The following is a 21,920-nucleotide window of genomic DNA, read 5'->3' on the forward strand; positions in this document are numbered from 1 at the left end:
CGCATCTTCCACGACCTCACCACCGACCTCCGAACACCCCACATCACCACTTGACATCCATAGGACCATCCGGCGCATCCTGAGTGCGCGGGTCGAATAATCGCTTTCGGGGCGCCAAAGAAGCACAGATCGGTCGACACGCCGTCACTCCAGCCTCGACGGCGGCATGTTGCTCTATCTGTGCGTCTGTAGGGCGCATGAGCACGATGTGACCTACGAGTCCGACGGCCAACTGAGGACATTTTGTTTCGACCTCGCTCCCCGGCGCGCAAATCCAGGGCCGAATCACGCGGCCTGTTCGGCGCAAGCAGCCTGTCCTCAGTTAGCGCCGGTCGAGTAGTAGCGCGACGAAGGAGCCGACGTATCGAGACCATCACGGGTGGCCTCGATACGGCCGCAGGCGGCCTACTCGAGCTGCGCAGAAGAGCGCAGCGGGAGAGGGCGCGCCTAGTTGGCGTATTGGTTGAGCCAGGGCATCGGGTCGATCGGGGTATCGCTGGAGTCGTGGATCTCGAAGTGCAAGTGGGCACCCGTGGAGGTTCCGGTGCTGCCGACGTTGCCGACCTGCTGGCCGACCTTCACGTCTTCGCCCTTGCTCATGGCGACCGAGGCGCACTGCATGTGGCCGTAGAGGCTCGCGAACTTCATGCCGTTGACGTTGTGATCGACGATGACGTAGCAGCCGTAGCCGCCGGCGTCGCTCTTCTGGGCGAGACGCACGGTGCCGTCGGCGACCACCTGGATGGGAGCGCCCATTCCCGGGTTGAAGTCGATTCCCTGGTGGTTCGTGCTGCCGATGCCGCCGGGCGACGAGCGGTAGCCGAATCCGTCGCTGATGGGAACGCCCGTGGGGAACGGCCACTGGATGGTGCCGCTCGTGTCGTTCGAGAAGGTGTCGGCCGTGTTGAAGCCGGTCATCGACACCTTGGGAACGCTCGTGACCGTGTAGGAGTCGCGATCGACCTGTGACGCGGATGCCTCGGCGTCGGTCTTCAGCTGCTGCTTGGCGGTCTCGCCGATGATGTTCTGCTGGGCCTGCACCTGCACGCTCTGCGAGATCGGGGCATCCGGTGTCGCGGCGAAGTACGCCTCGGCCGGAAGCGATGTCGCCACGGCGATTCCACCGGCGACGAGGAAGGCGAACATGCCGAAGCTCTTCTTGGCCATCGCCTTGGTCGACGGGCGACGGCGGCGGCGCTGCGGGATAGCGGGCTCGCCGGCTCCGGCACCGGAAGCGGCGGAGGCCGACTTGGGCGAGCTGACGCGCGGCCGCTCGGCCGGGGCGCTGCCTGCTCGGCGACCGGCCTTGGCGCGGGGCGCGGTGTTCTCGTCGTCGGAGGAGTCGGACCCGGCGCGGCGGCCAGGCCGGCGGCTCTGCGGCGGAGCCGGGACCTCGCCCAGCACGTCGGCCGGGCCGATGACCTTGGGGCCGGATGCCGCGGTGCCCGTCGATGCCGCAGCGTGCGGAACGAGAAGGTCGACGGGCGAGTCGGTTGCAGAGGAATCGGGCCGTTCGACCGTGATGTCGACCGCGGAGACTGCGGCGACGGCCTGCGCCACGCCCGCCGCGACCTGCTCGGGCTCCGTGGTGGCGAAGGCGACGGTCGACGCGAGCTCTTCTGTCGACGCTGCGGCGCGGCGCCCGCGTGGACGCACGGCGTTCTCGAAGGCCATGCGCTCCGCTTCGCGCTCCTGGGCCTCGGTGAGGACGACGGGGGCGGCGGCCCCGGCGGCGCGAGCCGCCCTGCGGGTGAGCGGCGCGGCGGCCGCAGGCGCATCCGGTGTCTGTGTCGACGAGGAGGAAATCGGCGGCGACGCGATCGACAGGCCGGCCGAAGCCTGCCTTCTCGACCTGCGCGACTGCGGTGCTGCGTCTGTCACTGGCGTCGAACCGTCGGCCTCAGACGAGAGATCATCTGGACGGGGGTTGTGACGAGCCAAGGCGCAAGAATTCCAATACCGATTCGGGTTTTCAGTCGATGGGCGCCTCGCTACCTGCTCGGGTAAGCGGAAGACGCGACTGTCGACACTAACGGCAGAGTCTGAAAATTCCCGCAGAGTGAGACGATTCAGTACGGTCTGCGCCCGAGTGAGGTCAGATCAGGCCGGCGGATGCGTAGAGATCGCGCAGGATCGGCTCGAGCTCACCGGCCAGCGTCGCCTCGGCGGCGAGGAGGAAGCGGATGCTCTCGGCATCGCCGTCGAAGCCACCGACATGGCCGCCCGCTTCGCGGACGACCAGCGCGCCGGCCGCGTGATCCCAGGGATTGAGGCCCCGTTCGGCATAGGCGTCGAGGCGTCCGGCCGCCACCCAGCACAGGTCGAGCGAGGCCGACCCCGCACGACGGATGTCGCGGACCTGACCGAGGATTCCTGCCAGCACCTGTCCCTGCCGCGAGCGCGTCTCGGCGCTGTACGAGAACCCCGTGCTGAGGAGCGTCTGCTCGAGCGAGACTCCGGAGTTGACCTGCAGCTGCTGCGAACCGAGGTACGCCCCTCCGCCCTGGGCAGCGGTGAAGACCTCACCGTTCGCGGGATTCACCACGCAGCCCGCGAGCGTATTCCACTCGGCAGGGTCGGCGCCTCCCTCGACGACGGCGATGCTGACCGCGTACTGCGGGATTCCGTAGAGGTAGTTGACGGTGCCGTCGATGGGGTCGACGATCCAGGTGAGTCCGGAGCCGCCGGTCGTACCCGTGGACTCCTCGCCCAGGAAGCCGTCGTCCGGCCGCACGTCCGCGATGGCGGCGCGCACGTAGGCCTCGACCTCGCGGTCGGCCAGTGTCACGACATCGACGATCGAGGATTTGGTGGCCGCGACCTCGACTCCTTCGGCGCGGCGGCGAGCGGCGAGGGCTCCCGCTTCGAGGCCGATTCGGCGGGCGATGGTGAGCAGGTCGGTGTTCGCAGCGATCGTCATGGTTAGAGCCTGACACAGCGGGCGCGGGCCCCCGGAACGGGCAACGGTGACCGCGACGACATTGGGGGTTACGTCGCGGCCACCGCCGAAGGAACATCCGCACGCGGACGCCCTCATGAAGTGAGACACGTCATACGCGCATCTATTACGCCACTGTGAAAGAAATATCGAGAAAATGTTGCAGTCGGAGCGGGGCGCCGATCAGCGGCACCACCTCACTGCTCGATACGCGCCTCGTGAACGTGCAACTCCAGGTCGATGAAGGCCGCGATCATTGCTCGATAGGTGCTCTCGACGACCTCAGGCGACGCTGCCGCGTCGGCGGCCAGGGAACGCACTCTCTCGATCACCGCCTCCACGCGATCGGGGGCACGCACCGCCGCCGTGTCGGTCTTGAGCCTTCCGGCCTCGACCACCCAGGCCTGGCGGCGACCGATGAGACCGACTATCTCGCGGTCGATGTCGTCGATGCGTCGACGCACCTCGTCGATCGTGGTGTTCTGCATGCTCAGGAGTCTAGAGAGCTTCGAAGCGCACAGAGCGAACCGAACGCCAGCAGGCGAGGGAGTAGACACTAGTGTCGTTCCCGGAGGAAGGCTCATGAAAAGTGACAGCAGGCCCGCGACGATCTACGACGTCGCGCGCCATGCCGGAGTCTCCCACCAGACCGTCACGCGCCTTCTGAGCGGTTTCGAAGGCATCCGCCCCGCCACGCGCGCTCGGGTCGAGGAGGCCATCCAGGCCCTGGAGTACCGCCCGAATCAGGCCGCCCGACTGCTGCGCACCAACCGGTCGAATCGCATCGGCGCACTGGCGCACGAGATGACGAAGAGCGGTCCGTCCGCCGTCATCCAGGGGGCGAGCCGCCGCGCCCACGAAGCGGGCTACGTTCTCGACATCGTCATCGTCGACGGCTACGACGATCGATCGATCCGCGACGCCCTCGGAGTCCTCGAGCGCGAACGCGTCGCGGGCATCCTGGTGACGGCCCAGACCGAGCAGATGCGCCAGATCTTTCTCTCGATCCCCATCAAGGCCCCGATGCAGGTGGGCTCACACGTCGACGACGAGGCCGGCCGGCACGGCCTGCAACGCGACACGGGACGCATCGCCGCTCGCCATCTGATCGAACTGGGCCACCGCCGTATCCTCGTCATCGCGGGTGCGCGCGACTGGCTGTCGACCCAGGAGCGACTCGAGGGATTCGAATCGGTGTGCAGAGACGCGGGGGTCGAGACCGTCATCGAGTACGGCGACTGGAGTCCCGAGTCCGGCTACAGGATCGCGCTCGACCTCGACCTCGAGTCGGGCATCACAGCCGTCTTCGCCCAGAACGACCACATGGCCCTCGGCGCGATCCGGGCCCTGCACGAACGCGGATGCGAGGTTCCGCGCGATCTCAGCGTCGTCGGCGTCGACGACATTCCGGAGGCCCGGTTCCTCACGCCGCCCCTCACGACGATCGCGATCGATTTCGAGGCCGAAGGCCGATTCGCCATCGACTGGCTCGTGTCGCGAATCGAGTCGACCGAGCCCCCGAAGCGAGAGCGGGCACCGATGCCGCGCCTCGTGACACGCGAGTCGGCTCGTCGGTTTTAGCCCCTCTGATCAGGCTGTTCATTTTGTTACCGAAATAGTTCTTGCGCCGCTCGCCTCGGTGTCGTAGCTTTCTACCAGCTCGATGTTGTCGACAACATTTGTTGCAGCATCTGGCCGCTCACCTCGACAACGGAGTCACAGACAGACATGCAACGACGCTTCCCTGCACTGACCGATCGCATCCTCTTCGGCGCTGCCTACTACGCCGAGTACCAGCGCTCGGGCACCCTCGACCGCGACCTCGACCTGATGGTCGAAGCCGGATTCACCGTCATCCGCGTGGGCGAGTCGGTGTGGTCGACCTGGGAGCCGCGAGACGGCGAGTTCGACCTCGAGTGGCTCCTGCCGGTGCTCGACGGGGCTCACGCTCGCGGAATCTCGGTGATCCTCGGAACGCCGACCTACGCGGCTCCGCCGTGGCTGCAACGCATCCACCCCGAGATCGCCGCCGAGAACGCCGACGGCTCGACGGTCGGCTGGGGCCAGCGCCAGGAGATGGACTACTCGCACCCGACGTTCCGCTGGTACGCCGAGCGCATCATCCGCGCCGTCGTCGGGCGCTACGCCGGGCACCCGGCCGTGATCGGATACCAGGTCGACAACGAGCCCGGCCAGCAGCTGGCCCACAACCACCACGTCATGCAGGGCTTCCTCGAGTGGCTTCGCACCAAGTACGGCACCCTGGAGAACCTCAACGAGCAGTGGGGCCTCGTCTACTGGTCCCACCGTCTCAGCGAATGGGCCGACCTCTGGACCCCGAAAGGCAATCTGCAGCCTCAGTACGCGCTGGAGTGGCGCCGCTACCATTCGGCGCTCGTGACCGAGTTCATCGGCTGGGAGGCCGACATCGTGCGCGAGTACGCGAACGACGAGCAGTTCGTGACCACCTGCATCAGCTACAACCGCCCTCCGGTGAGCGACGACGAACTCGTCGAGCGGCTCGACATCACGGCGGGCAATCCCTACTACCGCATGCAGGACGGCCTCTCGAACGTGGTCGAGACCCGCGCGGATGCCCCGTGGTGGACATCCGGACCCTGGGCCCTGTTCGGGCAGGCCGATCGCATGTACTCGACCTCGCAGAACCGGTTCCTCGTGACCGAGACGAACGCGCAGTCCATCGGCGGCCACTGGCAGAATCAGCCCCCGTATCCGGGCCAGATCGTGCAGGCGGGGCTCGCCCTGGTCTCGCGCGGCGCCCGCATGATCGAGTACTGGCACTGGCACACGCTGCACTTCGGCGTCGAGACCTACTGGGGCGGCGTGCTTCCGCACAGCCAGCGTCCCGGCCGCATCTACCGCGAGGTCGCCGAACTCGGATCGATCCTCGGCACGCTCGGCTCCGAGCTCGAGGGCTACACCCCGACTGCGGATGCCGCGATCATCTGGTCGACCGACACACGGTGGTCGTTCCAGTCGTACCCGCCCCTCGCGAAGCCCGACGGCGAGCGCGACCCCGAGTCGTATCAGCGCATCTACGACAGCTTCTACCGGGGCGCGCACGACGCCGGACTGCAACTGCGGGTGCTGCACGACCGTCAGTTCGCCGCACTCGATCCGGCCGAGCTGGCCCGCGACATCCCGATTCTGTTCGCGCCCGCCGTGTATGTGGCCGACGATGCGCTGCTCGATCGGCTGCGCGCCTACGCCGACGCGGGGGGACACCTGGTGCTCGGCCCCCGCACCGCATACGGAGACGAGCTCGCCCGGGCCCGCCGCGGCGTCGCCCCCGACCGGCTCGCCGACGCGGCCGGCGCCTGGTACGAGGAGTACTCGAACCTCGATGCGCCCGTACCGGTCGTCTCGACGGGGCAGCTCGAGCTCGCTCCCTCCGCGAGCGCCACGGCCTGGGCCGACGGCGTGATCGCCGACGGGGCCGAGGTGCTCGCCACCTACGAGCACCACTTCCTCGGGCGGTTCGCCGCCGTCACGAGCACCCCGTTCGGAGCCGGACGCATCACCTACGTGGGCACGGTGCCCGACGCCGGGCTCTCGTCATCCGTCGCCCGCTGGGTGAAGGGCGACACCGCGAAGACCGGATGGCAGGTGCCGGCCGCGGTGTCGGTCGTCTCCGGCTCGAGCGACACGCACGACACCATCTGGTTCGTGCACAACTGGTCGCCCGATGCCGTCACCGTGCCGGCCCCGGCATCCCTCACCGATCTCGTCGACGGCGCCGCCGTCGCGCACGGGTCGGACGTTCTCCTCGCCCCCTGGTCCGTCCGGGTTCTCAGCGAGGACTGATCGTTCGCCGCCGGGCGAACGTGAACCACTCACACAAAAGGAAAGGTCACATGCGAACCACAGCACGCCGCACAGCACTGTCGCTGGGCACCATCGTCGTCACGGCCGGACTCCTGCTGACGGGCTGCACCAGCCCCGGAAGCTCGACGACCGACAAGGCGACCGTGTCGCAGGCCGACATCGACAAGGCCCTCGACACCCCCACCAAGCTCACCTTCTGGACCTGGGTTCCCGACATCGAGAACGAAGTCGCACTCTTCGAGAAGAAGTACCCGAAGATCGACGTCGAGGTCGTGAACGTCGGCTCGGGCGCAGACGAGTACACGAAACTGCGCACGGCATTGAAGGCGGGCAAGGGCGCCCCGGATGTCGCGCAGATCGAATACCAGTACCTCTCGTCGTTCCGTCTGACCGACAGCCTCGCCGACCTCACGCCGTACGGCGCGGCGGACCTGTCGGACGAGTACGTGGAGTGGGTCTGGAACCAGGTTCAGACGGAGGACGGCTCGGTCTGGGCGATCCCGCAGGACTCCGGCCCCCTCGGCAACCTCTACCGCAGCGACATCCTGGCGCAGGCCGGCATCACCGAGGCCCCCACCACGTGGGCGCAGTACGCCGAGGACGCCGCGACGATCAAGGCGGCGACCGGCTCCTACATCTCGAACATGCCCGGCAACGACCCCGGCCAGATGGTCGGACTCTTCTGGCAGGCCGGCGCGAAGCCGTTCGGCTACGACGGCGACAAGACCGTGAAGGTCGACATCGCCAGCGACGAGACGAAGAAGGTCGTCGACTACTGGAACGACCTCATCCAGAAGGACCTCGTCTCGGTCGACCCCGACTTCAACGACAGCTTCTACCAGAGCCTCTCGTCGGGCAAGTACGCCGGATGGGTGACCGCCGCCTGGGCTCCCGTGTTCCTGCAGGGAACCGCGGCCAACACCTCGGGTAAGTGGACCGCAGCCAAGATCCCGCAGTGGAACGAGGGTGACGACGTGTCGGGCAACTGGGGCGGGTCGTCGGATGCCGTGCTCAAGACGAGCGAGAATCCGATCGCCGCGTACGAACTCGCCAAGTTCATCAACAACGACCCGGAGTCGACGCTGAAGTTCGCAACGGACCAGTTCCTGTTCCCGACCAAGACCGACACCCTGGCCGACCCCGCGTTCGTCGACCAGCAGTCCGAGTTCTACGGCGGCCAGAAGGTCAACGAGCTCTTCGCCGGAGTCTCCGACACCGTCGACGTCTCCTTCGAGTGGCTGCCCTTCATGGACTACGTCTACTCGAGCTACAACGAGACGCTCGGCAAGGCGATCGCCGACAAGACCGACCTCTCCACGGCCCTCCAGGCCTGGGACGACGAGGTCACCGCCTACGCGAAGAAGCAGGGCTTCACGGTCGAGTAGCCACGAGCGGGTGCCGTCCGTCGACGCGGGCGGCACCCGCTTCCCCCCCTTCCCCTGAGATTTCAATGACGAGATAAGGAAGAACCGTGGCCGTCCTCGCCGCATCCGCATCCGCACCACCGAACAGCCGAAGCCGACGCCCGCCCCGGCAGCGCTCGACGCAGTCGACCCGTCGCCAGACGCGGGCCGCCTACCTGCTCATCACCCCGTTCCTCGTCGTCTTCGTCGCGATGCTGATCGTTCCCCTCTTCTACTCGGGATACCTCAGCCTCTTCGCCACGCAGCTGATCGGCGGACAGGAGTTCGTGGGCCTCTCCAACTACGTGCAGGCGCTCACCGACCCGAGCTTCCTCGGCGGCCTCGGGCGGGTGGGGCTCTTCCTGCTCATCCAGGTGCCGATCATGCTCGTTCTCGCCCTGTTCTTCGCCCTGGCGCTCGACAGCTCCCGGGTCAGGGGAAGCAAGGCCGCTCGACTCGCGATCTTCGTGCCGTACGCGGTTCCCGGCGTGGTCGCCACGCTCATGTGGGGCTACCTCTACGGCAACGACTTCGGCCCGATCGCGCAGACCTTCCGCGCACTCGGTATCGATGCGCCGAACCTGCTGGCCAACGACACCATCCTCGGGTCGATGATGAACATCGTCACGTGGGAGTTCGTGGGCTACAACATGATCATCATGTACGCGGCCCTCCGCACGATCCCCACCGAGCTCTTCGACGCGGCCGAGGTCGACGGTGCCAGCGAATGGCGCGTCGCGTGGAGCATCAAGATCCCCGCCATCCGGCCGGCCATCATGCTCACCGTCATCTTCTCGATCATCGGGTCGTTCCAGCTCTTCAACGAGCCGAACCTGCTGTACCGGCTCGCACCGAACGTGATCGGCAACGACTTCACCCCCAACCAGTACGCCTACACGGTGGCATTCGTGAATCAGGACGTGCCCTACGCCGCGGCGATCGCCTTCCTGCTGGGCCTCGTCATCATGATCGTCTCGTATGTCGTGCAACTCTCGACCCAGCGCAAGGAGAACCTCTCATGAGCGCCCCGACCATCGGAGCACCGACACCGTCCGCGCTCGACGCGCCCCGGGCATCCACACCCCGCGCGAAGCGGCACCGCCGCCAGATCATGCGCGAGGGTCGCCGCAGCACCCTGCTCACCGTGCTGCTCTGGGCGTGCGCCGCCTACTTCCTGCTGCCGCTGCTCTGGCTGCTGATCGCCTCGACCAAGAGCAACGCCGACCTGTTCTCGTCGTTCGGGTTCTGGTTCGGCAAGGACTTCAACCTGTTCACGAACATCGCCCAAGTGTTCACGTTCAAAGACGGCGTCTACCTGCGCTGGGTTCTGAACACCGTGGTCTATGCCGGAGTGAGCGCGTTCGGCGCCTCGCTTCTCGCGACGATGGCCGGCTACGGCTTCGCGAAGTACCGGTTCCCCGGCGCGCGGGCGATCTTCAGCGTCGTGCTCGGATCGATCATGATCCCGCTCACCGCCCTGGCGATCCCGACCTACCTGCTGTTCAGCTCGGCCGGGCTCACGAACACCCCGTTCGCCGTCATCATCCCGTCGCTCGTCAGCCCGTTCGGCGTCTACCTCATGCGCGTCTACGCGGCCGAGTCGGTTCCCGACAGCCTGATCGAGGCCGCACGAATGGATGGCGCGGGCGAGATGCGCATCTTCTGGCAGGTCGCGCTGCGGCAGCTGGGCCCGGGCGTGGTCACCGTGTTCCTCTTCTCGCTCGTCGCGACCTGGAACAATTACTTCCTGCCGCTCATCATGCTGAACACCTCCGATCTCTACCCGCTCACGGTGGGGCTCGCACAGTGGCAGGCGACGGCGGCGGCCGGCAGTGGATCGCAGGCGTTGTTCTCGACGGTCATCACGGGCTCGCTCGTGTCGATCATCCCCCTCGTCATCGCCTTCCTCTTCCTTCAGCGGTACTGGCAGTCAGGTCTCGGAACAGGAGCAGTAAAAGGATGATCGGCAACAACGCGCCCGTGTGGTTCGGCGGCGACTACAACCCGGAGCAGTGGCCCGAGGAGGTGTGGGCCGACGATGTGCGGCTCATGCAGAGGGCCGGGGTCACCATCGCCACGGTCGGCGTCTTCTCGTGGGCGAAGCTCGAACCGCGAGACGGCGAGTTCGACTTCGCCTGGCTCGACCGGGTCATCGACGGACTGCACGCGGGCGGCGTGAAGGTCGACCTGGCCACGGCCACCGCCTCTCCCCCGCCGTGGCTCAGCGCCGCGCATCCGGAGATCCTGCCCGTGACCGCCGAGGGAGTACGCCTCGGTGTCGGCAGCCGCCAGCAGTACAGCCCGAGCTCTCAGGTGTACCGCCAGTACGCGACCCGCCTCGTGCGCGCCCTCGCCGAGCGCTACGGCGCGCATCCGGCCATCGCGGCCTGGCACATCAACAACGAATACGGATGCCACGTGGCGCAGTCGTTCGACGACGAGTCGGCGGCCGCGTTCAGGGCCTGGCTCGAGGCGAAGTACGGAAGCATCGAGGCCCTGAACCACGCGTGGGGCACGGCGTTCTGGTCGCAGCACTACGCCGAGTTCAGCGAGGTCGGGCCGCCCCGCGCGATGCCGTCGTTCCCCAATCCGACGCAGATGCTCGACTTCCATCGCTTCTCCTCCGACGCGCTGCTCGAGTGCTATAGGGCCGAGCTCGCCGTGCTGCGCGAGGTGACGCCGGACATCCCGGTCACGACGAACTTCATGGGCTTCTTCAAGCCGGTCGACTACTGGAAGTGGGCGAAGGAGGTCGACTTCGTCTCCGACGACTCCTACCCCGACCCCGCAGACCCGCTCTCCCCCGCGTTCGCCGCGATGACCCGCGACCTCATGCGTTCGCTGCGCGGAGGCCAGCCGTGGATGCTCATGGAGCAGACGACAGGCGCCGTCAACTGGCGCACGCGAAACGCCCCGAAGCTGCCGGGAGAGAACCGGCTCTATTCGATGCAGTCGGTCGCCCGCGGCGCCGACGGCATCCTGTACTTCCAGTGGAGGCAGTCCGTCGCCGGTGCCGAGAAGTTCCACGCGGCCATGGTGCCGCACGCCGGAGAGGAGACGCGCATCTTCCGCGAGGTGACCGCCCTCGGCGCCGAGCTGTCGACCATGGGCGACGTCGTCGGCTCCCGTGTTGCGAGCTCTGTCGCGATCGTCTTCGACTGGGATTCGTGGAACGCCCTCGAGCAGGCCGCGTCACCCGCGCAGCTGGTGTATCTCGACGAGATCATGTCGTGGCACTGGTCGTTGCGCGCGCTCGGCGTGACGGTCGACTTCGTCGAGCCGGGCGCTTCTGTCGACGGGTACTCGCTCGTCATCGCGCCGGCGCTCTTCGCCGTTCCACGGTCAGCGCTCGAGACGCTGGCCGCGGTTCCCGCTCGCGGCGGGCAGCTCATCGTGAGCTACCAGACCGGCATCCTCGACGAGAACCTGCACGTTCAGCAGGGCGGTTACCTCGGCCCGCTGCAGGCCGCACTCGGCGTGCGCGTCGAGGAGTTCGCGCCCCTCGCAGGCCCCGATCTGCGGGGCACCGGAACCGCGCCCGTGCCGACCACGGCCATCCGGTTCGGCGACACCGTGCGCGCCGCCTCTGTCTGGACCGAGCTTCTGCACGCCGACGACGCCGAGGTTCTGGCGACGTTCACCGAGGGGCTGGCCGACGGGTCGCCCGCGATCACGCGGCGCGCGGCGGGCGGTCCGGATGCGCAGGATGCGGCGGGTGGAACGGCCTGGTACGTGGCGACCCGCCCCGATACGGCCACGGTGTACGAGCTGCTGCTCGATGCGCTCGGTCGCGCCGGCATCCGCCCCCTGCTCGACGGCTCGAACCCCGACGTCGAGGTCGTCGAGCGCGCGGGAACCCGCTGGGTGCTCAACTTCGGACGCGCCGAGGCAACGGTCACGGTCGGAGACGACACCGTGACGATCGCGGCTCACGACCTGGTGAGGCTGCCTGTGGCATAGAGTCGGGGCTCCGTGTTGCCGCGGACGCCGATGACCGTGCCCGTTTACCTCCGTTCTGTCGGCGCTCGATCGCACGATCGGAGGCAAACGGGCACAGTCGTCACGGGCGGTGCTGAGCTATCGCAGCGCGAAGAGCTTCGAGGTGCGACCGGCTGAGATCCCGTGCGACCACGGCGTCATGGGCCGCGACCGCCTCGACGATCTCGGCGTGCACGAGCTGGTCGGCCTGTGTGGCCGGTTCGCCACTGAGTTCGAGCATCTGCACCATCGCTTCACGACTTCTCGCCGCGAAGGTGTCGAAGAGCTCGGTCAGCAACTCGTTCTGACTGGCGGTCACGATGCTGCGGTGAAAGGCCATGTCGGCGTCGACCCTGGCATCGATCGTGACGACCTCGCCGCCTCGGCGCGCAAGGGCGGTCCGGATGGCCAGCAGGTCGTCACGCGTGCGCCGCTCGGCGGCCAGTGCCGCCGCCTCGCACTCGATGGCGATGCGCGCCTCGAGGATGGATGCGATGGTCGCCCGGATCACGAACGAATCCCAGTCGCCGACGGGGACGACTGCGTGGACGAAGACGCCTGATCCCTGGCGGGTCGTCAGAATTCCCCGACCGGCGAGCTGGCGGATGGCCTCTCGCATGGTGGACCGCCCGACACCCAGCTGGGGCGCCAGCGTGGTCTCACCCGGCAGCTTCTGGCCGACCTCCCACTCGCCCGCCTGGATGCGATCGAGAAGCAGACGTGCCGCCTGCTCGGACAATGACTCTCGCTGGACGGAAACCATACTCACAGCATACTCCTCAGCTTGTCTGAGGAGTTGTGCTACCGTTGCCGGGTGATCTCCTCCGACTCCCAGCTTTCTTCCCCGCGCGGTCCGGTGCCCGAGCACTCTCCGACGTGGAATCGGCAACGCCACTCCCAGATGCCGTCATCGCGTTATCAGGACGTCTTCTCTCGAGTCGAGCTGCCGTTGCTCGATCGCGAGTGGCCGTCGCGTCGCCTCACCGCCGCACCTTTGTGGGTTCCGGTCGACCTGCGCGACGGCAACCAGGCACTCGCCGAGCCCATGGACCCCGATCGCAAGCGGGGCTTCTTCGAGCTGATGGTCACGATGGGCTATAAGGAGATCGAGGTCGGCTACCCGTCCGCTTCGCAGACGGACTACGAATTCGTGAGGCTGATCGCCGAGTCCGACATGGCTCCGTCCGACGTCACGATCGTCGTCTTCACACCTGCGCGGCGAGATCTCATCGAGCGCACCGTCGAGTCGATCCGAGGCATCCGGAACGACGTCGTCATTCACATGTACACGGCGACCGCACCCCTGTGGCGTGAGGTGGTGTTGGGCCACGATCGTGCGTCGCTGCGCGAACTGATCCTCGATGGCGGAAGGGAGGTGCTGCGATTCGCCGGAGACCTCGAACGCGTACGGTTCGAGTTCTCGCCCGAGGTCTTCAACCTCACCGAGCCCGACTACGCCCTCGAACTCTGCAACGCGGTCACGACACTGTGGGATGCCTCCGCCGATCGACCCGTCATTCTGAACCTACCGGCGACCGTCGAGGCCGCGACCCCCAATGTCTACGCCGACCAGATCGAATACATGCACAGAAACCTCGATCGGCGTTCCTCGGTGATCCTGTCCGTGCACCCGCACAACGACAGGGGAACAGGCGTCGCGTGCGCGGAGCTCGCCGTGCTTGCCGGCGCCCAGCGTGTGGAGGGCTGCATCTTCGGCAACGGCGAGCGCACAGGCAACGTCGACATCGCCACCCTCGCCCTGAATCTGCACGCCCAGGGCATCGATCCCATGATCGACTTCTCAGACATCGATCACATCAGGAGGGTCGTCGAGCACAGCAACCGAATCGACACCCACCCTCGGCACCCCTACGTGGGCGACCTTGTTCACACCGCGTTCTCCGGAACCCACCAAGACGCGATCAAGAAGGGCTTCGCCGAGCACGCCCTGCGCGCTGCAGACACGGGCACGCCGCCTGAGGAACTGCCGTGGCGGGTTCCCTACCTCCCCATCGATCCCGCCGACCTGGGGCGCAGCTACGAGGCCGTCATCCGAGTCAATTCGCAGTCAGGCAAGGGCGGCATCGCCTATCTGCTCGAGCGCGACTACGGCATCGAGATGCCGCGTCGACTGCAGATCGACTTCTCTCGTCGCGTACAGCAGCACGCCGACGACACAGGTCTCGAACTCGATTCGGCCGCGCTTTGGGCGATCTTCGAGCGCAGCTATCTGACGTCGGCGGCTGCGGCGATCGAATTACGCGAGCTCGACGTCGTCACGGCAGGGGGCACGACCCGCACCACACTGCGGATCGCGATGGATGGCACGGAACGCACGCAGACCTTCGACGACATCGGGCCCGTGGAAGCCGTCACTCTGCTGCTCGACGCGAACGGCATCACCGTCCAGATCCTGTCGCTGCACCAGACAGCGCTCTCGGCGGGCAACAACAGTGACGCACTGACTCTGCTCGAGTACCGGCGCGGAGCGTCGACGGGGTGGGCGGCAGGGCGACACCGCTCAGTGCTCGAAGCGAGCATTCTCGCCGTGCTCGCCGCGGCCGCGCGCCCCTGACTGTTCCGCATCTGGATCGGGGCCACTCGAGCGCGGGCGTTGCTGTGCCGCGCGCGTGCTGCACCACCGCGCTCGGCGCGAAGTCGCGCGCTCGGCGCCGTGGCGCTTCTCAGGCGCGCAGGAACGTGATGGCCGCGTCGCGGAAGTGGCGTGACGTGGGCGCGTTGAAGTGGTTGCGGCCGGGAATCTCGTAGAAGACGCCGTTCGGCGTGGCCTCGGCCAGGCCCTTCGAGCGCTCGAGGATCGCGTCGTCGCTGCCCGTGGCGAACAGCACGGGCTGCCGGGGCGGATTGGCCGGGTCGGGCTGGATTCCGTCGCGCATGCCGTCGACGAGGCTCATCAGCGCCTCGAGGTCGTTGCCGGGAATGGCGGATGCCATCGTCACGTATGCGCGGGTGATCCGATCCTCGACCGCCGCGCCGGTCTCGATGAACGCCCTGGCCTCGTCGGTGCGCAGTCGCGTGAGCGGCTGACCGTCGGGGATTCCGCCCAGAACTGCTCGCGTGATGCGGCCGGGCAGCTCGAGCGTGGCCTGCCAGCCGACCCGGGCACCGAGCGAGTAGCCGGCGTAGACCGCCTCGTCGATCAGGTAGGTGTCCATCACCATCACGAGATCGGCGACGAGCTGCTCCATCGAATAGGCGGCGGGGTCGTGCGGCTTGTCGCTCTCGCCATGACCTCGCTGGTCGAGGGCGATCACCCGGTAGCCGGCGCGGGTCAGGTCGCGGGTCCACCCCGTCGCATGCCAATTGACGAGCGCGCTCGAGGCGAAGCCGTGCACCGCGAGAACGGTCGGCGCATCCGCATCGCCGAACTCGTACGTCGCCAGCTGCAGCCCGTCGGAGGACATGACCTTCTGTGGGCGGGGCGCGGCTGGAATCAGTGAGTTCACGCGGTCAGTCTCCCAGAATCCGAATCCAAAAAGCCCTGCAAACACGGTGATTTGCAGGGCTTCCCTGGTGGCAAGTGAGGGATTCGAACCCCCGAAGTCTAAGACGGCTGATTTACAGTCAGATCCCTTTGGCCGCTTGGGTAACTTGCCAGGGCGCACCCGACCACGTGAAACACACAACCGAAGGCGCGAGTACACATTACCCGCCATCCCGGCTTCGGCGAAATCAGCCCGACGACACGTCGTTCGAATACCGGATGGCGTACTCCGAGACGCCCACCGCATAGGGTGCTGCGTCGTTGTAGGCCGCAATGGCCGTGCGCCAGTTGTCGGCGATCGAGAGGTCTCCGCCGGCGTGGCACAGGTAGTTGGCCGTGGCCAGAACGGCGTCGTCGAAGTTCTGCGGATCGACCGCTCCGTCGCCCGAACCGTCGGCGCCCCAGTTGCGCCAGCTGTCGGGAATGAACTGCAGCGGGCCGACCGCGCGGTCCCACTCGGCGTCGCCGTCGATGGTGCCCTGGTCGCTGTCGGGAATGGCGTTCGTCGTCGCGCCGTCGAGGGCGATGCCGAGAATAGGCGGCGTGACGAGGCCGTCGGCGCCGATCGACGAGCCGTCGATGGTGCCGTGGTGGCTCTCCATCTCGCCGATGCCCGCGAGCGTGTTCCACCCGAGGTTGCAGCCCGGGTTCTGGTTGGCCGAGTAGACGGCCGCGCCGCCGTAGGCGAGCATGGCTCGCTGCGGGATGCCCGTGGCCGCGGCCGCCTTCGCCGCCCAGTCGGCGTCGACCAGCGTCGGCAGGCCCGCCCAGGGCTCGACCACGGGGGCCACGGCCGCGTCGGGTGTGGCCTTCGCCGGAGCCTCGGCGGTGGTGGGCTCGCTGGGCTCGGGCGTCGTCGTGCACCCGGCGAGGGCGAACGCGACGGCGAGAACCGGGGCAACAAGAAGGGATCGACGCACGGCCCCCAGTGTACGGATCGGCTCTGACAGCGGCCTCGAAGCTAAACTGGTGCGCATGGCAGATTCAAGCTTCGACGTAGTCAGCAAGGTCGACAAGATGGAGGCGGACAACGCCCTCAACCAGGCGCACAAAGAGGTGGAGCAGCGCTACGACTTCAAGAACATCGGTGCCTCCATCGAGTGGAGCGGCGAGAAGGTCCTGATGAAGGCCAACTCCGCCGAGCGCGTGAAGGCGATCCTCGAGGTGTTCGAGGCCAAGCTCATCAAGCGCGGCATCTCGCTGCGCAGCCTCGACGTGGGCGAGCCCTACGCATCCGGCAAGGAGTACCGGCTCGAGGCATCCATGAAGAACGGCATCGAGCAGGACGCCGCGAAGAAGATCAGCAAGCTGATCCGCGACGAGGCCCCCAAGAGCGTCAAGAGCCAGATCCAGGGCGACGAGCTGCGCGTCTCATCGAAGAGCCGCGACGACCTGCAGGCCACCATGGCGCTGCTCAAGGGCGCCGACCTCGACGTCGCCCTGCAGTTCATCAACTTCCGGTGACCGACCCGATCGACCAGACGCGCCCCGGCCGGCCGGGCGTCGACATCCCCGACGCCCGCGGTCGCACCGGACTCGACCAGACGGGCCGCGAGCTGACCGGCAACCCGCGTGTGCGCGTGAAAGACGTGCGCCTGCTCTCGTCGAACTGGCATGTGTTCCGGGCGAACACGCTCGAGTACCAGCGCGCCGACGGCGTGTGGGAGACCCAGCACCGCGAGACCTACGACCGGGGCAACGGGGCCACCATCCTGCTGTACTCGATCGAGAAGCGCACGGTGCTGCTGACCCGTCAGTTCCGCTACCCGGCGTACGTGAACGGGCATCCCGACGGCACCCTCGTCGAGACCGCCGCCGGCCTGCTCGACGACGACGATCCGCTCACCGCCATCCGGCGCGAGGCCCGCGAAGAGACCGGGCACGAGATCGGCGACGTCGTCTCCGTCTTCGAGGCCTACATGAGCCCGGGCTCGGTCACCGAGAAGCTCTTCTTCTTCGCTGCGCCCTATTCGCCCGACACACGAGCGGATGCCGGTGGCGGGCTCGCCGACGAAGGCGAGGAGATCGAGCTGCTCGAGATCGACATCGACGAGGCGCTCGGGCGCATCGGCGTCGACATCATCGACGCGAAGACGGTCATGCTGCTGCAGTGGGCGGCACTGAGCGGGCCGTTCCGCCGCGTTCCCTGAGCTTGAGACCCGTTCCCTGAGCCTGTCGAAGGGGCAGTACAGCCCTTCGACAAGCTCAGGGAGCGGCGCGGGGAACGCGCTACTTCGTGGCGGCGGCCAGGTTGTCGACGAGGTTGTCGAGGCCCCACGGAAGCGACAGCGCGGTGGGCGGCGACACGGCCGAGATGTTCTGTGCTCCCACGAGCTGGGCGGCGTGCCCGGCGGCGACCGCCGGAATGACCGACGTCTGCGGCGAGCTGAGGAACGCGTCGGCCTCGGGCTGCGTGGTCGCGTAGTTCAGCACCACGTCGGCCTCGAGCTTGTCGAGCTGCTCGTAGCTGAGCGTGTAGAAGAACGTGCCATCGCCGCTCGACAGGTCGTCGACGGCGGGCGCGTTCACGAAGCCGAGGTCGAACATGAACTCCACCCGCGGATCGTTCTTCTTGTAGACGTAGAACGTGCCCGCGCTGTCGGCGACGGCGGCGATGGTCTTGCCGGCGAACTCGGGGTGCTCCTCGGCCTTCGCGGCGATCTGCTCGTCGATGTCGGCGAGCACGGCGGTGGCCTCGTCGCTCTTGCCGAGGGCCTCGCCCACGGTGGTCACGACGTCGCGCCACGGGGTGCTCCACGCCTGGTCGGGGTAGGCCACGGTCGGGGCGATCTCCGACAGCTTCTCGTACTGTTCCTCGGTGATGCCGGAGTAGACGGCCAGGATGACGTCGGGGTCGGCATCGGCGATCGCCTCGTAGGGCGGGTCGTCAGTCGACTCCGGAAGGATCGTGGGCATCTCGGCGCCGGCCTTGTCGATGGCGTCGGAGACCCACGGCAGCACGCCGTCTTCGTCGCCGGCGTACGAGTCGAAGGGGATCGCGACGGGGATGACACCCAGAGCGATCGACGCGTCGGTGCTTCCCCAGCCCAGCGTGACCACGTTCTTCGGGTCGGCCGGAACCGTCGTCTCTCCGAACGCGTGCTCGATGGTCACGCCGTCGGCCGACGCGGCATCTGTCGACGAGTCGGAGGAGGCGGTGCTGCAGCCGGCGAGCAGCAGGGCGGCGGTGACCGCCGTCGCGGTGATCGCGGCGAACTTCATTCTTCGGGGCACGGGAATTCTCCAATGATGATGCAGGGGGCAAGGACTGTGGATCTTGTGGTTAGGCAAGCCTAAGCTCACTTCCTCAGATCACGTTAATGCATCACACCGCGTGATGAAAACGCCCCATCGGCACGACCATCGGCGAATGGCTGATCGGATCGTCGATGATCACGGCCTCGAGCCCGAATGCGGCGCCCACGGTATCGGCCGAGATCACGTCTGCGGGCGCGCCCTCCGCCACGATGCGGCCGGACGACATGACCACGAGATGATCCGCGTAGCGCGCGGCGAGATTGAGGTCGTGCAGCACCATGACCACGGTCGTTCCCCGCTCGCGGTTGAGCTCGTGCAGCAGGTCGAGAACCTCGATCTGGTGCGTCACGTCGAGGAACGTGGTCGGCTCGTCGAGCAGCAGGATGTCGGTCTGCTGGGCGAGCGCCATGGCGATCCAGACCCGCTGCCTCTGGCCGCCGGAGAGCTCCTCGATGCGTCTGTCGGCGAGCTCGGCCGTGTCGGTCGAGCGGAGCGCCTCCGCGACAGCGGCCGAGTCGTCGGCACTCCACTGGCGGAACAGGCCCTGCCTCGGAAAGCGTCCGCGGCCCACGAGGTCGGCCACCGTGATGCCGTCGGGCGCGATCGGCTGCTGGGGAAGAAGCCCGAGCACGGTCGCGAGCTGCTTGCTCGGATAGCGGTGCACGTCGGTGCCGTCGAGCGTCACGATGCCCGCCTCCGGGCGCAGCAGCCGGGCGAACGCACGCAGCAGGGTCGACTTGCCGCAGGCGTTCGGACCGACGATGACCGTCACGCGGCCATCCGGGATGACGGCGTCGAGGCCGTCGACGACGCGACGCCCGTCGTAGCCGAGCGACAGGGCATCCGCTCGCAGTTCATGAGACGTCATGCTGTTCCTCTCGATCGATTGCTGCGCGCGAGCAGCAGCAGAAGCACGGGGGCGCCGACGATGCCCGTGACGATGCCCACCGGCACCTGGAGTCCCGCGATGGCGTGCTGGGCGAGCAGATCCGCGCCCGAGACCACGACCGCGCCAACGAGAGCACTCGCCACGAGGGCTGGCCCTGTGCCCCCGAGCAGGCGCCGGGCGATCGGCGCGGAGACGAAGGCCACGAACGCCACCGGGCCGGCCGCCGCCGTGGCGACGGCGGCCAGGCCGACGGCCACGAGGGTGATCAGCAGCCGTGCGGGAGTCACCCGCACGCCCAGGCCGGTGGCCGTCTCATCGCCGAGCTGCAGCATCCGGAGCCGTGGCGCGAGGGCGACCAGCGCCGCGACGAAGACGACGAGGCCGACGGCCGTGACGGTCAGCTCCTCGGTCGTCACTGTTCCCACGCTGCCCACGAGCCAGACGAGAGCCGACTGCGCATCGCGCACGTCCGACCGGGTGAGCAGAAAGTTGATGGCGGCCTGCGCGAGAAACGCCAGCGCGATGCCGATCAGCACGAAGCGCGAGCCGACCATGCCGTGCCGTGCCACGAGGATCGTGATGAGCCCGGCGACGATGACGGCACCGCCGAACGCCGCGAACGACACGGCGAGGCCGCTCCACCCGGCGAGCAGAATCGCCCCGACGGCCGCCGCGGAGGCGCCCTGGGAGATGCCGATGATGTCGGGGCTGGCCAGCGGGTTGCCGAGAAGGCTCTGGAAGATCGCGCCGGCGAGCCCGAACGACGCCCCCACCATGAGCCCGAGTACGAGCCGCGGCACACGCAGGCCGAGAACGACGAAACGATCGCCCCCGCTGCCGCCGCCCAACAGCGTGGCCAGCACGTCGCCGGGCGAGATGATGCGGTCGCCCAGCATCAGGGCGAGCACCGCGAACACCACCAGCAGCACCACCAGCACCGACGCGACGACGATGAACCGGATGCGCCCGGCCCGCAGGGCGGCACCGACGAGGGCGACATCGTCGGTCGAGGGGCGACGACCGGTCGCTTCGCGACGACTCATCGGGTCACCGCCCTGTCTCGTAAAACGAGCGCGATGAGCACCGGGGCGCCGAGGATCGCGACGACGATACCCGCCTCGAGTTCCGACGGCGGAGCGATGAGGCGCCCGACGGTGTCGGCGAGAACGAGCAGAACGGCTCCGAGCGGAATCGAGTAGACGAGGATCCAGCGGTAGTCGCTTCCCACGAATCGGCGGGCGATGTGGGGCACGACGAGACCCACGAAGACCAGCGGACCGGCGAGCGAGGTGGCCGACCCGCAGAGCAGGATGATGGCGATGCCGGCGGTGATCCTCACGATGCCGACGCGCTGGCCCAGGCCGCGGGCGAGGTCGTCGCCGAGGGCCAGGGAGTTGAGACTGCGCCCCAGGAGCAGCGCTGTCGCGGCACCGACGGCGAGGAAGGGTGCGAGCGTGGCGGCCGTGCCGAGGTCGCGGCCCACGAGAGATCCGACAGACCAGAAGCGGTATTGACCGAGCGTGTCGAGATCGCGCAGAAGAACCAGCGTGATGAGCGAGGTGAGCACGGCCGTCGTGGCCGCGCCGGCCAGGGTGAGGCTCAGGGGCGACGGACCCGTGCGCCCGGACGCGACGATGTAGACCAGTACGGCCGCGAGCGCGGCGCCCACGAAGGCGAACCAGACATAGCCCGTTGGGGTGGTGACGCCGAAGACGGAGATCGCGACGACGACCGCGAGCGATGCGCCCGAGTTGACGCCGAGCAGCCCCGGGTCGGCGAGCGGGTTGCGGGTGAGCCCCTGCATCAGCGTGCCGGCCAGCCCGAGTGCAGCCCCGGCCACGAGACCCAGCACGGTTCGAGGCACCCGAAGGTCGAGAACCACCATGCCTTCGACGGCGTCGCCGCCTCGCCCCAGCACGGCGTCGACCACCGACGACAGGTCGATGGAGCGGCTGCCCAGCAGCAGACTCAGCACCACCGAGACCAGCACCAGCACGCAGAGTGCGACGAGACCCAGCGCCTTCGACGCGCGCCGGGTTGAGGTAAGCATTACCTAAGTATGCCAGCGCGCCCTCGACGTCGCTGCGCTCGGACGGACACGGT

The 21,920-nt window shown here is 67.7% G+C and carries 19 protein-coding genes and 1 tRNA gene; 9 read left to right on the plus strand and 11 right to left on the minus strand.

Annotation, left to right across the window (positions count from 1 at the left end):
- Positions 1-447: 447 nt before the first annotated feature.
- From QCD70_RS18045 to QCD70_RS18055, 3 genes are all read right to left on the minus strand, one after another.
- Positions 448-1,881 (minus strand): M23 family metallopeptidase, encoded by a 1,434-nt coding sequence (locus QCD70_RS18045; protein ID WP_301218864.1) that lies wholly within the window; start codon positions 1,879-1,881, stop codon positions 448-450.
- 214 nt (positions 1,882-2,095) lie between these two features.
- Entirely contained in the window at positions 2,096-2,920 is an 825-nt protein-coding gene (locus QCD70_RS18050) for an inositol monophosphatase family protein (protein WP_301218866.1), read from the minus strand.
- Between the two features lie 215 nt (positions 2,921-3,135).
- Positions 3,136-3,426, minus strand: coding sequence for a chorismate mutase (locus QCD70_RS18055; RefSeq protein ID WP_301218868.1), 291 nt, complete (start codon positions 3,424-3,426; stop codon positions 3,136-3,138).
- A 94-nt stretch (positions 3,427-3,520) separates the two neighbouring features.
- On the opposite strand from QCD70_RS18055, the gene QCD70_RS18060 reads away from it, so the two are divergent.
- From QCD70_RS18060 to QCD70_RS18085, 6 genes are all read left to right on the plus strand, one after another.
- Entirely contained in the window at positions 3,521-4,519 is a 999-nt protein-coding gene (locus QCD70_RS18060; RefSeq protein ID WP_301218870.1) for a LacI family DNA-binding transcriptional regulator, read from the plus strand.
- A 147-nt stretch (positions 4,520-4,666) separates the two neighbouring features.
- Positions 4,667-6,763 (plus strand): beta-galactosidase, encoded by a 2,097-nt coding sequence (locus QCD70_RS18065; RefSeq protein ID WP_301218872.1) that lies wholly within the window; start codon positions 4,667-4,669, stop codon positions 6,761-6,763.
- 50 nt (positions 6,764-6,813) lie between these two features.
- Positions 6,814-8,169, plus strand: coding sequence for an ABC transporter substrate-binding protein (locus tag QCD70_RS18070; protein WP_301218874.1), 1,356 nt, complete (start codon positions 6,814-6,816; stop codon positions 8,167-8,169).
- Between the two features lie 86 nt (positions 8,170-8,255).
- Positions 8,256-9,209, plus strand: coding sequence for a carbohydrate ABC transporter permease (locus QCD70_RS18075; RefSeq protein ID WP_301218876.1), 954 nt, complete (start codon positions 8,256-8,258; stop codon positions 9,207-9,209).
- Positions 9,206-10,150 carry a carbohydrate ABC transporter permease gene (locus QCD70_RS18080; RefSeq protein WP_301218878.1) on the plus strand — a complete coding sequence of 315 codons (945 nt, stop codon included), beginning with the start codon at positions 9,206-9,208 and terminating at the stop codon, positions 10,148-10,150. Before QCD70_RS18075 ends, QCD70_RS18080 begins: the two co-directional genes overlap by 4 nt.
- Entirely contained in the window at positions 10,147-12,147 is a 2,001-nt protein-coding gene (locus QCD70_RS18085; RefSeq protein ID WP_301218879.1) for a beta-galactosidase, read from the plus strand. Before QCD70_RS18080 ends, QCD70_RS18085 begins: the two co-directional genes overlap by 4 nt.
- Before the next feature lie 100 nt (positions 12,148-12,247).
- On the opposite strand, the gene QCD70_RS18090 is transcribed toward QCD70_RS18085, so the two are convergent.
- Positions 12,248-12,928 (minus strand): FadR/GntR family transcriptional regulator, encoded by a 681-nt coding sequence (locus QCD70_RS18090; RefSeq protein WP_301218881.1) that lies wholly within the window; start codon positions 12,926-12,928, stop codon positions 12,248-12,250.
- Between the two features lie 138 nt (positions 12,929-13,066).
- Here QCD70_RS18090 and QCD70_RS18095 point away from each other — a divergent pair, with 138 nt between their 5' ends.
- On the plus strand, positions 13,067-14,740 hold the full coding sequence (locus tag QCD70_RS18095) for a 2-isopropylmalate synthase (RefSeq protein WP_301218882.1): 1,674 nt from the start codon (positions 13,067-13,069) through the stop codon (positions 14,738-14,740).
- Positions 14,741-14,849: 109 nt separating this feature from the next.
- Here the strand turns inward: QCD70_RS18095 and QCD70_RS18100 are convergent, their stop codons facing one another.
- From QCD70_RS18100 to QCD70_RS18110, 3 genes are all read right to left on the minus strand, one after another.
- On the minus strand, positions 14,850-15,632 hold the full coding sequence (locus tag QCD70_RS18100; protein WP_441004957.1) for an alpha/beta fold hydrolase: 783 nt from the start codon (positions 15,630-15,632) through the stop codon (positions 14,850-14,852).
- Positions 15,633-15,697: 65 nt separating this feature from the next.
- Positions 15,698-15,782: transfer RNA gene (locus QCD70_RS18105), tRNA-Tyr, on the minus strand.
- A gap of 76 nt (positions 15,783-15,858) precedes the next feature.
- Positions 15,859-16,590 carry a lytic transglycosylase domain-containing protein gene (locus QCD70_RS18110; protein WP_301218883.1) on the minus strand — a complete coding sequence of 244 codons (732 nt, stop codon included), beginning with the start codon at positions 16,588-16,590 and terminating at the stop codon, positions 15,859-15,861.
- A gap of 55 nt (positions 16,591-16,645) precedes the next feature.
- On the opposite strand from QCD70_RS18110, the gene QCD70_RS18115 reads away from it, so the two are divergent.
- Together QCD70_RS18115 and QCD70_RS18120 are read left to right on the plus strand one after the other, a co-directional pair.
- A complete protein-coding gene (locus tag QCD70_RS18115) occupies positions 16,646-17,134 on the plus strand; it encodes a YajQ family cyclic di-GMP-binding protein (protein WP_055924583.1) in 489 nt (162 codons plus the stop codon).
- The gene (locus QCD70_RS18120; protein WP_301218885.1) at positions 17,131-17,820 is read left to right on the plus strand and encodes an NUDIX domain-containing protein; all 690 of its coding nucleotides are present in this window, start codon (positions 17,131-17,133) and stop codon (positions 17,818-17,820) included. The genes QCD70_RS18115 and QCD70_RS18120 overlap by 4 nt, the downstream gene beginning before the upstream one ends.
- A 79-nt stretch (positions 17,821-17,899) precedes the next feature.
- On the opposite strand, the gene QCD70_RS18125 is transcribed toward QCD70_RS18120, so the two are convergent.
- From QCD70_RS18125 to QCD70_RS18140, 4 genes are all read right to left on the minus strand, one after another.
- On the minus strand, positions 17,900-18,904 hold the full coding sequence (locus QCD70_RS18125) for an iron-siderophore ABC transporter substrate-binding protein (RefSeq protein WP_301218886.1): 1,005 nt from the start codon (positions 18,902-18,904) through the stop codon (positions 17,900-17,902).
- Positions 18,905-18,995: 91 nt separating this feature from the next.
- The gene (locus QCD70_RS18130; protein WP_301218887.1) at positions 18,996-19,796 is read right to left on the minus strand and encodes an ABC transporter ATP-binding protein; all 801 of its coding nucleotides are present in this window, start codon (positions 19,794-19,796) and stop codon (positions 18,996-18,998) included.
- Positions 19,793-20,860 carry a FecCD family ABC transporter permease gene (locus QCD70_RS18135; RefSeq protein WP_301218888.1) on the minus strand — a complete coding sequence of 356 codons (1,068 nt, stop codon included), beginning with the start codon at positions 20,858-20,860 and terminating at the stop codon, positions 19,793-19,795. Before QCD70_RS18135 ends, QCD70_RS18130 begins: the two co-directional genes overlap by 4 nt.
- On the minus strand, positions 20,857-21,867 hold the full coding sequence (locus QCD70_RS18140) for a FecCD family ABC transporter permease (RefSeq protein ID WP_301218889.1): 1,011 nt from the start codon (positions 21,865-21,867) through the stop codon (positions 20,857-20,859). The genes QCD70_RS18135 and QCD70_RS18140 overlap by 4 nt, the downstream gene beginning before the upstream one ends.
- Between the last annotated feature and the right edge of the window lie 53 nt (positions 21,868-21,920).

It is taken from the genome of Agreia sp. PsM10, assembly GCF_030433855.1.
Lineage (GTDB): Bacteria > Actinomycetota > Actinomycetes > Actinomycetales > Microbacteriaceae > Agreia.

Coding starts and splice junctions, on each gene's coding strand:
- QCD70_RS18050 (WP_301218866.1), bottom strand. CDS start 2,920: ATGACGATCGCTGCGAACACCGACCTGCTCACCATCGCCCGCCGAATC.
- QCD70_RS18055 (WP_301218868.1), bottom strand. CDS start 3,426: ATGCAGAACACCACGATCGACGAGGTGCGTCGACGCATCGACGACATC.
- QCD70_RS18060 (WP_301218870.1), top strand. CDS start 3,521: ATGAAAAGTGACAGCAGGCCCGCGACGATCTACGACGTCGCGCGCCAT.
- QCD70_RS18065 (WP_301218872.1), top strand. CDS start 4,667: ATGCAACGACGCTTCCCTGCACTGACCGATCGCATCCTCTTCGGCGCT.
- QCD70_RS18070 (WP_301218874.1), top strand. CDS start 6,814: ATGCGAACCACAGCACGCCGCACAGCACTGTCGCTGGGCACCATCGTC.
- QCD70_RS18080 (WP_301218878.1), top strand. CDS start 9,206: ATGAGCGCCCCGACCATCGGAGCACCGACACCGTCCGCGCTCGACGCG.
- QCD70_RS18085 (WP_301218879.1), top strand. CDS start 10,147: ATGATCGGCAACAACGCGCCCGTGTGGTTCGGCGGCGACTACAACCCG.
- QCD70_RS18090 (WP_301218881.1), bottom strand. CDS start 12,928: ATGGTTTCCGTCCAGCGAGAGTCATTGTCCGAGCAGGCGGCACGTCTG.
- QCD70_RS18095 (WP_301218882.1), top strand. CDS start 13,067: ATGCCGTCATCGCGTTATCAGGACGTCTTCTCTCGAGTCGAGCTGCCG.
- QCD70_RS18115 (WP_055924583.1), top strand. CDS start 16,646: ATGGCAGATTCAAGCTTCGACGTAGTCAGCAAGGTCGACAAGATGGAG.
- QCD70_RS18130 (WP_301218887.1), bottom strand. CDS start 19,796: ATGACGTCTCATGAACTGCGAGCGGATGCCCTGTCGCTCGGCTACGAC.
- QCD70_RS18135 (WP_301218888.1), bottom strand. CDS start 20,860: ATGAGTCGTCGCGAAGCGACCGGTCGTCGCCCCTCGACCGACGATGTC.
- QCD70_RS18140 (WP_301218889.1), bottom strand. CDS start 21,867: ATGCTTACCTCAACCCGGCGCGCGTCGAAGGCGCTGGGTCTCGTCGCA.